The sequence below is a fragment of the Singulisphaera acidiphila DSM 18658 genome (assembly GCF_000242455.2).
Taxonomy (GTDB): domain Bacteria; phylum Planctomycetota; class Planctomycetia; order Isosphaerales; family Isosphaeraceae; genus Singulisphaera; species Singulisphaera acidiphila.
In genome coordinates this window covers 1,810,811-1,823,006 of sequence record NC_019892.1, presented here as the reverse complement: position 1 = coordinate 1,823,006, position 12,196 = coordinate 1,810,811, and the positions used below count along the sequence as shown (strand labels likewise).

The window sequence follows — 12,196 nt, the reverse complement described above, 5'->3', positions numbered from 1 at the left end:
TTGATTCTGGCTCTGGCGAGGAAGGTGCGCGGTGGCCAAGCGACCCAAATTCTCGCGATGGCGGCGCCTTCCTCGCGTCTATCGATCCGGCGAATTCAAGTTGCCCGACCCCAACCCGGAGCCGCAACGGCTCACGCTCTATTTGAAGGATGAGCTCCTCGAAACGGCCGAACGCCAGGCCGAGCGGGCGGGGGTTGAAACAGTCCAACACTACTGTGAAGACTTGCTCTCTCGCGCCATCAAGGCAGAGCAAATTCGCGGGCAGGTCGCCGAGATCGAGGCCAGAAGCGGTCCGCTGGAAGGGCTGCAAGAGATCGCCAACGACCCGGCCTACCTCGCCGAATGGAGCGCACAGACTCCGCCGCGCGAACCCGCCGAACCGATCGCGCTCGAGATCAGCATCAACCCACTTGCAGAGCCTCCCGAGCCGCCTCCGGAATCGGCCCTCGACCCGGATACTCCTCCACCCCAACCGCCCCAGTTACTCGAGCCGATCAGCCCGTCGGCCCTGGTTGTTCTGCATCACGCGGGGCAGGGGGGGGAGGACGACCCGTTGGCGTTTCTCCCCTGCTTGCGGCGGGGTGAGATGGTCTCGGTGAGCGAGATCGCGGAACTGGCTCGGGCGCTTCAGACGCTGGAGATGGAAACGAGCGAGGCCAAGTTTCTCGATCGCCGCGTCGCCTTCGCACTCCACCGCTTGGCCTACGAGGGGCAGATCCTCCATACCGACGCCTGGCCGGGTGTGTTCGACGCCTGGACCGTCGACACGCTTCATGCGGTCCAGGAAGCGGTCGAACGCATCCTCTCGGGCCAAGACATCCGCTACTATCCCACCCAACCATGACCGGAGACTCCGCATTGAACTGGCCCGATTCTCCGATCGGAGGACGGCTCGGCGATGGCCGGCACGCCCTCGCGACGGAGCGCCCCGAGACCATCGATGCGCTCCGTCATGCCGTGATCGATCACGTTGCGCAGGGACAGGCGATCTATCCCCAAGGGGGGGGGACCGCTCTCGACTACGGCGGCACCCCGCGCACCCCGGGAGTGGCGATCGACACCCGATCCTTGGATCGCGTCATCGACTATCCGGCGGCCGATATGACGATCACAGTCGAGGCCGGGATCACCCTCTCAGCGCTCCGCACGATCCTGGCCGAGAAGCGTCAGCGGCTCCTGATCGACGCGCCTCATCCCGACCGCGCCACACTCGGCGGGATCTACGCGACGAACACCACCGGATCGCGTCGGTTCGGCGCGGGCCGACCGCGTGACCAGATTATCGGTGTCAGCTTCGTCACAGCTGATGGCGCCCTGGTGAAGGGGGGGGGCCGCGTCGTCAAGAACGTCGCCGGATACGACTTTCCCAAGCTTTTGACGGGCTCGCTCGGCACACTCGGGGTCATCGCGCAATTGACCCAAAAGGTCCGGCCGATGCCCGAAGCCTCCGCACTCGTCTGGGTGCCCTTCACCAGCGTCGAAGGGCTGGTGCCGGCGTTCGACCGCCTGAATACGTCGGCCACGCGCCCGATCGCGATCGACCTGTTCAACGGCTCCGGAGCGCGTCACACCGGAGAAGCCCGTGGCCTACCGGCGGGCGATTGGGTGCTGGTCGTCGGCTTCGAGGACAATGCCGCGTCGGTCGCCTGGCAAGTCGACCGCTTGATGATCGAACTGGGCCGGACCAACATCGTCCTCCGTGAGGGGGCCGACGCCGAGTCGCTCTGGTCGGCCCTGACCGAGTTTCAGGCGGCCGAGGTCGGGCCGGTCAGCATCGTGGCGAACTTGCGCCCCTCGTCCGTCGCCGCGTTCGTCCGGGATTTCGACAACGACCGCTGGGCCGTGCAAGCCCACGCCGGGAACGGGATCGTCCGCGGTCATGCCCTCGGATCGCCCAGCCTCGAGACACTCGTCCCCGAAATTGATCGGCTTCGCGCCGCGGCGGCCGTCGATGGCGGAAGCCTGATGCTCACGCGCTGTCCGGTCGAATGGAAAGAGCGGCTGCTCGTCTGGGGAACACCTCGGCCCGACTGGGCCTTGGCCGAGCGCATCAAACGGAGCCTCGACCCCAAGGGCGTGATGAACCCAGGGCGGTTCGTCGCTACAATTTAATGAACAGACTCTTTGGCTGAGAGACGAGGCAATCCTGCATGGCGATCGCGACGCCCGAATCGAAGACGGAGTCCAAGCCGCCGGTCCGACCCGCTCAGGAAACGAGCGTCGACCTCGACTGGCTCTCGAGCAAGATCGACTACCGACTCTATCAGGATTGCGTCCACTGCGGCCTCTGCACGGCGAGTTGCCCCACCTACGTCGAGACCAGCGACGAGAACGATAGCCCGCGCGGGCGCATTTACTTGATGCGCGCCGTGGCCGACGGCCGGCTCGATTTCAGCCCCGAAGTTCGTGAGCACCTTGATCTCTGCCTCGACTGCCGAGCCTGCGAGAGCGCCTGCCCCTCGGGGGTTCAGTACGGCAAGATCATCGAACCCTTCAAGGTCGCCCTCCAGCGCACCGCTCCCGCCTCGGAACGGACGAGCTTGCTCCGGCGTCTGATCCTCCATCACTTATTCCCCTACTCGGGGCGGGTGAAGCTCGCCTTGCTGCCGGCCCGTTTGCTCCAGCGTGTCGGCCTGATCAACTGGGCCGAGAAGGTCGGGCTCACCAAACTCTTGCCGCCGACCTTGCGGCGGATGCAGGCGATGCTCCCCGAACTGGCGGCAAGCCACGGGGGCTTGCCCGAAGTCCTGCCGGCGATCGGCCCCAAGCGCGCTCGGGTCGCCCTCTTCCTCGGCTGCGTGGCCGACGCGATGTATCCCGAGACCAACGCGGCGACGGCCCGCGTGCTCCAGCAAAACGGGTGCGAGGTTGTCGTCCCCCGGAGCCAGGTCTGCTGCGGCGCGATCCATTACCACTCAGGCGTCGAAGAACCGGCTCTCGAACTGGCCAGGCAGAACATTGCGGCCTTCGACCCGACTCAGTACGACGCGATCATCGTCAACGCCGCCGGCTGCGGTGCCATGCTCAAAGATTATCCGCACCTCCTGCCCGGTGCCGACCATGCCGCCGCCGAGCAGTTTACATCCAAGGTGCGTGATATCTCCGAATTCCTCGTCGCGCTCGGCCCAATCAAGCCGACCCACCCGCTGCCGATGAAGGTGACGTATCACGACGCCTGCCACCTCTGCCACGGCCAGCAGATTCGGAGCCAGCCGCGCCAGTTGCTCTCCATGATTCCCGGAGTCGAACTCGTCCCGCTCGAGGAAACCGAGATCTGCTGCGGTGCCGCCGGCACCTACAACCTGACCCAGCCGGAGATGTCCGAACGCCTCGGGGTCCGCAAGATGGACCACCTCGCCGCGACCGGAGCGGAAGTGGTGGCGACGGGCAACGTCGGCTGCATCCTCCAGATCGCCCGCAAGATCAAGGAACGGGGCAGCCCGATGAAGGTCGTTCACCCCGTCGACCTGCTCGACAAGGCGTATCGCGGCGAGCCGACAAAATAGGCCGTCGCTCCACATTGCCCATTCAACCAAGACACGCACCAAGTGCCTGCCTGCCGGGGCGAGCGACCCCCGGCAGAACTTGCCCGAGCCGCACAACCCGTCCCTCGCGGCCCGGTGAGCATCACATTAGTTGGTAGGACGGACGTTCAGTTGCTGGAATAGTCGCGATTCCAGAAGGCGTCCCACTGGCCTTTTTCGCTGCGGTAGAGGGCGCGGAGGTGGCAGAGGGCGTGAGCGCCGTCTTCGCCCCAACGCATTCCGGCCAGTTTCAGACGCTGCCCCACCACCGTCTTGCACGCGCTCTCGATCGCCCCGCTCCCGATACACCAGCCACGCGCCAGGTATTCGGGATAGTCCATCCGGTGCGCCTGGCGTTCAAGGTAACCGATTAACTCGGTCGCGGCTTCGCCCAGGCCAGGCCGGCGCGGCCAGTCCCATTCCCGCAGGACAGATCCCAACACCGCGCCCCCTTCCTCTTTGAGCAACTGTCGCCATCGCCGGGCTTGGTCTTCGGCTTGGTCCTCGTCCTGAGGGTGCAGCAGACGCGCCAAGCCGGTGAGCTTCTCCGCAGGGTGAAAAAAGTCAAGAATGATCACTTCCACATGCGGAAAGTTTTCACGGAGTCGATCCTCCAGGCCCGCGCCGCCGTCGGAGAGGCCGATCCAGCGATCGGCCCGGTCCATACCGACGTCTCCGGCGGGCGTGCGGAGCAAGGGACCGAACTCCTCCAAGGGATACAGGCCCGCGAGGTAACGCGCCTGCATCGGCTGCGGTTTCTCGTCGGGCCAAGGCCACTCCGGGGTGGGGTTACAGACCATCCCCACGTAGGCCATGCGGCCTTCGGCGGGTCCCCCTCCCTCCCCTTGACGCCGCACCCCAGTGGCGTCGAGTTCGACGTACGCACAACGTTGGCCTTCGTAATCCTTGTGCCAGGGCCAGTCGGCCGGGGGACCCAAGTGCGAGCCGGCCTGGACCGCCTCAGCCAGACGTTGACCGGCCTCTTCGGTGGTCCGTTCGACAGTCGATTCCGAGACCCGGACACCCCCCATCTCTTCGAGCAGTTCCGCCCCCTTCTCGAAGCTGTCGGCAACTGCCCCGGCCAAGCTCGCGACGCGTTCCAAAGCCGGCGTCAAGTCGCGGGTCGTCAGCCCCGCTTCGCGATCGAAGGGGAACAGCCCCTTGCCACAGCATCGACAGAGGTAGTAAGCCCGGCGGTAGCGGACGGCTCCCACAAGGGTGAAGGAGGTGTGCAGGCGGTGCGAATGAAACTCCGCCGTCCGGCTACAGTGGGGACAGGTTACGCTGGCTCCGTCGTATCCGTTTTTTTTCGCGTCAGGTGCTGCTCGATCGCCTTGGCGGCGATCTTGTGAGCCAGGGCCCGGATCTTGAATTCGTTGGCGCCGAAGAGGTGGGCGTCGTCGGTGATGGCAAGATTGGCCGCGAGTTCGCTGATTTCGGCATCGACGGCCTCGCGGATGGCTTGCTCGAGCCCCGCGATTTCAGCCTGTTTCTCGGGAGGCACGGGTGCGGTCGGCATGGATGGACTCCGTTTCCGAGGTCGGGTTTTCCTCAGGTACCGCCGGTTTCCCTCTTGTGTACAAAGATTCCACCAACTGTCAAGACGCTCACCGCTCGCGGCCTTGAATGAGCGAATTAGCTTGAAGTCTCTGAACGGAGTCTCTATCCTGGCACGCTGCCCGGATGTGGTGCACGAACTGCAACGGATTGCGACCTCGTTGAGGTATCAGGGCAGAAGGCATTGCCATTCCCCTCTCCTCGCGGACTTCGCACTCCTTCGTGAGTCGGCCCTCCCTCTGGCATTTTTTGATTCGATTCTTGGCAGCGTGAAGGAACGAGGTTCGTTCCCTTGCGTCAGGTACGCTGTGCCCGGTCCGGAATTTCCGCCGATCCCGGACTGAGCGTGTGCCTTCGTTTCAGGCTGCCAAGCTCTTGCTCCGACTTTTCCATCGCCGCGCACCTTGGTCCGCACCTCAGACCCGGATGGTCGAGCGTTCGGGAGTCCCCACGATCGTCGCGGTCCGGCACCTTGAGCTGAAGGAGATGAGCCCGATGACCGTCCGTTGGAAACCCCTCCTGGTCCTCTCCGGACTGTTTCTCGTCATCGCCGTCGTTGGCGTCGTCGCCATTGCCTACACCTTAATACCTCGGGGTTCGAGCGATATCTTGCCACAGGCGAGGGCCGCGCGATCCGCCAAGCAGTATGAGAAGGCACTGATCCATTACAAGCGAGCCCTCCAGAAGGACGGCCGGAACGCCGCGATCCATGAAGAGATCGCGAAGTTGTATGACGAGTGGACCGAGCAGGTGCCGCCGGAGAAGCAATCGGAGATGCAGGCCCGGCGGATCGAGTCGCTCATCACCGCGGCCCGATACGGAAAGTCGTTGAAGGAGCCACGCCGACTCCTCCTCGCCGATGCCATCAGGCGCGGTGTCGGCCCCGACTGCCTCCTCTGGGCAAACGAGCTTTTCGGGATGGAGCCGACCAACCTCGACGCACGCTACGTACTCGCCTCCGAAACACTGGAAGAAAAGACGCCCAAGATCCCGGACGTCAAACGACATCTCGAGGCTCTTGTGACCGCCAAGGCCTCCCCGATCCGGATCAACTGGATCAAGGCCAGGCTCGCCCAGCAACTGCGTGATTCAACGGCCATCGAAGACGCCATGCAGCAGACGCGAGCGCTGAGCCTTCCCGCCGATGCCGGCACGCTCGATCGGATGGCTCTGCTCCGGCTCCGTGAACTCGATGTCTTGACGACCCCCCCCAAGGATCTGGAGGCGCTGACCGCAAGGGTCGAAACCCTCCAGACCGAGGTGCAAACCGTACTCGCGGGTGCGCCGCTGGCTCCGACCCGGCTCGCTCGGCTCAGCGCCCTTCTGGAAGGGGTCCAGAAATCGCTCACCCGGATCGCTTCCACCTCCGAGCCGAAAACAAGGGCCTCGCTGACCAGCCTGGTCGATGCGATCGACGGCAACGTCGAAAGTCTCTTTCAGAAAGCGCTCGAGGAAGTCAATCGACCGGAACTTCAGGTCTACCTGAGCTATGCCGAACATTTGCGGTTCCGATCGAAACGGGCCGAATGCCTCGCAATCGTCGAAAAAGCCCTCCGACTTCCCCTGGCCGCCCGACCGAACAATGCCGAGACCGTGCTCGGGCTGCACACGATCGCGGTTGAGGTGGCTCTGCGTGATCCCGAAGACAAGGAACGCTTCACCAAGGCCGGCCCGCATATCGCCAAGCTCGTCGAGTCTTCTTCGACGATCTACCAGGGCCTGGGGCATCTTTTCCAAGGCTCGATCGAGCTCGAAAACTCAGGGGTGAGTGCGGTAGGCCGGGGAAAGACCCCGCCCACCGCGCCGAATCCGGCTCAACTGAAGCTCCGTGCCAGCGCCCTGAATCACCTGAAGCTCGCTGCGGCTCAACTCCCTGAATTCGCCGAGGCCCACGCACGCTACGGCGTGGCCCTGGTTCTCTCGCAGGAGACAGGCCTCGGCCGGCAGTATCTCCAGCGCGCGATGCGGATGGGAACCCTCGAACCCCAGTACCAGATCTGGGCGGCTTGGTCGATCGTTCAGGCAGGCTATCCCGAAGAGGCCGCGCCGATCGTCGACAGCCTCCTGGCCCAGGTGGCCCAAGGGCAACTCCCCCGTGAGCTCGAGGCAACGCTCCACCTGCTGAGCGGCGAAGTCCATCAGGCTCGGCGCAGCACCGGGGACCTCGAACTGGCCCGGGCGGAGTTTGAGAAGTCCTTCGCCAAAGGCGAGACGCCCACGCCTCCCGTCCAGCTTCGACTGGCCCAGATCGACGGCCAGCTCGGACGCCCGGAGGAAGCCCTCAAACGCATTGAATCGCTTCGCCAGCAAAACGCGGGGGGAGCGGCCGCCGAACACCTCGCCGTCCTGATCCTTCAGGAGCAGGATAAGAACGATGAAGCAAGAACCACCCTCGACGAGGCGCGGAAGCGCTTCCCCGACAGCGATGAGCTGGTAGGGCTCGACGCAGCCATGCTGGTGAAAGATGAGAAGGGGGAAGAGGCGAACACCGTCCTGGCCCAATACATCGCCCGCAACCCCGACAACATCGGTATCGCCTTGGCGCATGCCCAGTTGCTTTCCGACACGCTCAAGAAGCCCGAAGAAGCCCGCAAGGTCCTGCTGACCGCGGCTGACCGGAGCGACAACTCCGGGCCGCTGGTCCAACTCGCCCTGCTCGACCTGAGAATGCACGACCACGCCGCGGTCGCCACGACCATCGGCAAAATCCGGACACGCTGGAAAGAGGCCGCGATTGGCGACCTGCTCGATGCCCAACTCGCACTCGACCAGAACGACCTGACGGGCGCGGTCACTCACTTTGATGCCGCTCTCAAGAAAGATCCCGGCAACAAGCTCGTTCAGTTCTGGAAGGCCCAACTCGATAGCCGCACCGGGTCGACCGAGGAAGCGCGGGAGTCACTCGAAGAGATCGCACGGGCCAAGCCGACCAAGGAGGTCGACGGCGGACTCTCGCTGATGACCGCCGCTGAGTCATCGCTGGCGGCCATCGCCCTCGAAACTGGCGACCCCGATAGTGCGATCAATCGGCTGGAAGTCCTCCGTGGCAAGGGCCAGAACAATATCGGCGGGCTCACCCGCGCCGACCGCTGGCAACTCGTCACGGCCTACTCGGCCAAGGGCGAGTGGACGACCGCGAAGCGGGAGATCGCCTCGCTCCTCAACGACACGAAGACCAAGCCGTCGTTCGACGAACGCGTCCGAGGAGCCAATTTTTATCGCGTCCACGACGAAGACGAGGCGGCCCTCGCCCAGCTCGATTACGTCATCCAGGTCGACCCCTCCCATCCGCCGGCGGTGGTTTCGCGGGCCTACATCCTCGCTCGAGGCAAGAAGTACAACGAGGCCTCCGCGCTCCTCACCAAGGCGATCGCCGCGACCACCAAAGAGAAGCCGCCCGCCGTTTTCTTCCTCATGCAGGCGGCGGTGGACTCCCTGACCGAACCCAAGGATAACGCCTCGGAGCGGGCCTTGGCCACGCTCGAAAAGGGCCTGGACTTGCAGCCCGACTCGAGAGAATTGGTCCACGCCAAGTACCGGGTGATCCAGTTGCTCAAGGGAGACAAAGAGGCCATCGCCTATGTCGAGGCCAAGGCCGAAGCCGGGCCCAAGCCGGTCTTCCGGCGCATGCTCGTGGAGATCTACAGCAAGCACAACGACTTGACCGGCGCGGAACGGGTCCTTCGCCAGCTCCTGGCCGATAGCCCGAAGGATGCCCTGGTCGCCGCCAACCTGGTCCGAGTCGTCGGGCTCCAGGCGATTCAGGCGTCGCAGCAGAACAAGCCGGACGTCGAGCAGACCCTCAATGAGAAGGTCGCCGGCATGATCCGTGAGTTCCGCACGCGATTCCCGACCGACCTGACGTTCCTCCAGGCTGAGTGCGACCTCGCCGCCCGTCGTGGCGACCTCACCCGCGCCACGGCGATCACCCAGGAGATGGACAAGATCTCCAAGGGATCGTCGAGCGGCCCCCTGACCCGGGCCAAGATCTACGCCTCACAGGGGAGGCTTCGGGAAACGGCCGAGGCGTATGTCGAAGCCCTCGAGCGGAACCCCAGGCAGTTCGATGTCCGACTCATGCTCGGCCAGACCCGGCTGAGGCTGAACGAGTACACCGAAGCGATTCAGCAGGCCAAGATGGTCCTGGAAGTCGACAACGACCAGCCCGACGCAGTCCTCCTCCTGGCCCGAGCGACCGTCGCGCAGCCCGGCTCCGACTCTCAAGTGGCCGCCCGTCGCGCCGAAGTCGTCGAGACCCTCTCGGCGGCGATCCGCAAGAACCCCGGGTTCGCGGAGGCCTATCATGAGAAATCCGAGATCCAGATCCTCCTCAAGGATCGGAAACAGGCGATCGCAACCCTGAACGAGGCCGTCGAAGCCAATCCTGAAGATGCGGCCGGCCTGGCCCTCTTGATTCAACGTCTCAGCGAGACGCGGGAGGACGGTCGCGCGGCGACGGCTGACGAACTCGCCGAGGCGGAGAAAGTGGCCGCCAAGATCGGCGACTCCGACGAGAAGGGGAACCTGATGCTCGCCATCGCCGTGGGCTACCACAAGAGCGGGCAGTTGACGGCCGCCCTTCCCTGGGCCAAGAAGGCGGCGTCGAAGCTCGACGTCCCCCTGGTTCACCTCAACTACGGTGACCTCCTGCTCTCAATCGCCGAGAAGACCAAGGACGCGACCGAGGCCAAGCCCTACTTCGAGAAAGCGGTCGAGCAATACGACCTCGTCCTGAAGTCGACCGCGAACTCAGTCGAGGCGATCAACAACAAAGCCTGGATCCTCCACACCCACCTCGGCCGGAGTGCCCAGGCCCTCGAACTGGCCAACGGATTCCTGAAACGAGTCGACCCGGGCACCTTGCCCAGCGAGTTCTTTGACACCGTCGGCTCCATCCAGGAGGCGACCGGCCGGGCCCGCGAGGCGGAGGATTCCTACGCCAAGGGGCTTCGCAAATCGCCCGACCACCCCGTCCTGAACTATCATATGGGCAAACTCTTCGCCGCTGACCGGCGTCGCGCGGCCCAGGCGGGAACCTATCTCGAAAAGGCGATTGCCGGCCGAGATCGGCTTAGCCCGACCATGGCGAGCGACCTGGAATCGGTGATGAAGAAGTTGCGTATCAAGGCGAATTGAACGAACGACGGCTCAAAAGGCCTCGACGTTTGATGAAATCCACGAGCGGCCCGAGTCGGGAACCAAGATTCTCGGCTCGGGCCGTTTCCTATTCTCAACATCAGGCCCCGACGCAAAAGCGAGTCGCCCCCTCTTGGAAAGTCAAGTAAAAACGATGTCCGTCGGCATCGTTTCGCCGTAGCCCGGCCGCTGGAATACGGCCCGGCCGCTTCTCCACCGTGAGGCAGGAACCCCCTGGTCATTCCCGGCGACTAGCCCGACCGGACGAGGGAATGGCGGACGCGGACGCTGTCTGGACATGCGGGAAGCGGGTCAATCTGCTACGATAAACGTCCGTGTCAGGCTCCTGGCCCTTGGGGAAGGGGGCGTTCTACGCCCGTCGGGTAAATCCGAAGAAGGGGAGAGTGCTGCATTGGCCAAGACTCGCGTGGAAATGGATTCGATGGGAGGGATGGACGTCCCGGTCGAGGCCTACTACGGAGCCCAGACCGAACGGGCCCGCCGAAACTTCCAGATCAGTCCGCTCCGGTTCCCTCGGTCGTTCATTCGTGCTCTCGGGCTGATCAAGAAGGCGGCGGCCCAGGTCAATATGGACCTCCGCTTACTTCCAGCCGACCTCGGCGAACGGATCGTCCTGGCCGCCCAGGCCGTGGCGGATGGCTTGCACGACGATCAGTTCGTCGTCGACATCTTCCAGACCGGCAGCGGTACCTCGACCAACATGAACGCGAATGAGGTGATCGCCGGGGTTGCCAACGAGTTCTTCAATGGCGGCGTTCGCGGGGGCAAGACGCCCGTTCATCCCAACGACGCGGTCAATATGGGGCAGTCGTCGAACGACGTCATTCCGACGGCCATCCACATCGCCGCCCTGGAAGCGATCGAGAAGCATCTGAGCCCCGCGTTGACCCACCTTCATGAACGGCTCGAAGAGAAAGCGCGTGCCTTCGACGAGGTCGTCAAGATCGGCCGGACCCACCTCCAGGATGCCGTCCCAATCCGACTCGGCCAGGAGTTCTCGGGATACGCCGCACAGGTCCACCACGGAGTCTCAAGGCTGAACCGAAGCCGCGAATCGCTCGTCGAGCTGGCGATCGGCGGGACGGCCGTGGGCACCGGAATCAACACGCACGCCGAGTTCCCCAAGCGGATGGCCGCGAAACTGAGCCAGGATACGGGCTTGTCGTTCCGTCCGGCAGGCAACCCCTTCGAGGCGATGGCGAACCGCGACGCCGCCGTGGAGGTGTCCTCGACCCTCAAAACGGTTGCGATCAGCCTCTCCAATATCGCCAACAATATTCGCTGGCTCGCCTCGGGTCCCCGGTGCGGGATCGGCGAAATCCAGATCCCCGAGCTTCAGCCGGGGAGTTCGATCATGCCCGCCAAGGTCAACCCGGTGATCCCCGAGGCCGTGATGATGGTCACCGCCCAGGTCGTCGGCAACGACGCGACCATCGCCTGGGCCAATGCTCTCGGCTCGAACTTCGACCTCAACGTCATGATGCCGGTCCTCGCCTTCAACCTGCTCCAGTCGATCGACCTGCTGGCCAACGCGGCTGAGCACCTGGCCGACAAATGCGTGGATGCCGAACAGTTCCTCGCAGGTAGCAAGGCCGTCGGGGTGGTCCGGATCGAAGCCGACGTGAACGGGTGTCGGGACCAGATCGAACGGAGCCTGGCGATGTGCACCGCCCTGGCCCCCCGAATCGGCTACGACAACGCCTCGGCCATCGCCAAGAAGGCCTACCATGACAAGGTCAACGTGCGCGAGATCGCGCTGAGCCTTGTCGGGAAGACGCCCGAAGAGGTCGAGTCCGTGCTCGGTGGTTCGGCCTCCGCCGAGACCCTCAAAAAGAAGGGAAACTATCCGTCGGCCCAGGAAATCGAGACCCTGCTCGACCCGCGCGGCCAGACGGTCCGAGGGACAGGAGTGGGTGGCTCAGGAGGAGGATGAGCGAATCCCCCTCCGAACTTGGCAT

6 protein-coding genes are annotated in these 12,196 nt (G+C 64.3%); 5 read left to right on the top strand and 1 reads right to left on the bottom strand.

The window, feature by feature from the left end:
- The first annotated feature begins 31 nt into the window (after window positions 1-31).
- From SINAC_RS07095 to SINAC_RS07085, 3 genes are read left to right on the top strand one after another with little or no spacing between them, the layout of a single operon-like run.
- Window positions 32-844 carry a hypothetical protein gene (locus SINAC_RS07095; RefSeq protein ID WP_015245002.1) on the top strand — a complete coding sequence of 271 codons (813 nt, stop codon included), beginning with the start codon at window positions 32-34 and terminating at the stop codon, window positions 842-844.
- Between the two features lie 14 nt (window positions 845-858).
- Window positions 859-2,112: an FAD-binding oxidoreductase gene (locus SINAC_RS07090; protein WP_020465763.1), complete on the top strand. Its 1,254-nt coding sequence runs from the start codon at window positions 859-861 to the stop codon at window positions 2,110-2,112.
- A gap of 38 nt (window positions 2,113-2,150) precedes the next feature.
- Window positions 2,151-3,506: a (Fe-S)-binding protein gene (locus SINAC_RS07085; RefSeq protein WP_015245000.1), complete on the top strand. Its 1,356-nt coding sequence runs from the start codon at window positions 2,151-2,153 to the stop codon at window positions 3,504-3,506.
- A 146-nt stretch (window positions 3,507-3,652) separates the two neighbouring features.
- On the opposite strand, the gene SINAC_RS07080 is transcribed toward SINAC_RS07085, so the two are convergent.
- A protein-coding gene (locus tag SINAC_RS07080) for an ISKra4-like element ISSiac4 family transposase (protein ID WP_086018133.1) occupies window positions 3,653-5,043 on the bottom strand; the annotation gives its coding sequence in 2 pieces (ribosomal slippage) (window positions 3,653-4,836 and window positions 4,836-5,043; 1,392 coding nt in all).
- 386 nt (window positions 5,044-5,429) lie between these two features.
- Between SINAC_RS07080 and SINAC_RS07070 the strand changes: the two genes are divergently transcribed.
- Entirely contained in the window at window positions 5,430-10,217 is a 4,788-nt protein-coding gene (locus SINAC_RS07070) for a tetratricopeptide repeat protein (RefSeq protein WP_020465765.1), read from the top strand.
- A gap of 412 nt (window positions 10,218-10,629) precedes the next feature.
- Window positions 10,630-12,171 (top strand): class II fumarate hydratase, encoded by a 1,542-nt coding sequence (locus SINAC_RS07065; RefSeq protein WP_015244997.1) that lies wholly within the window; start codon window positions 10,630-10,632, stop codon window positions 12,169-12,171.
- Window positions 12,172-12,196: the final 25 nt, after the last annotated feature.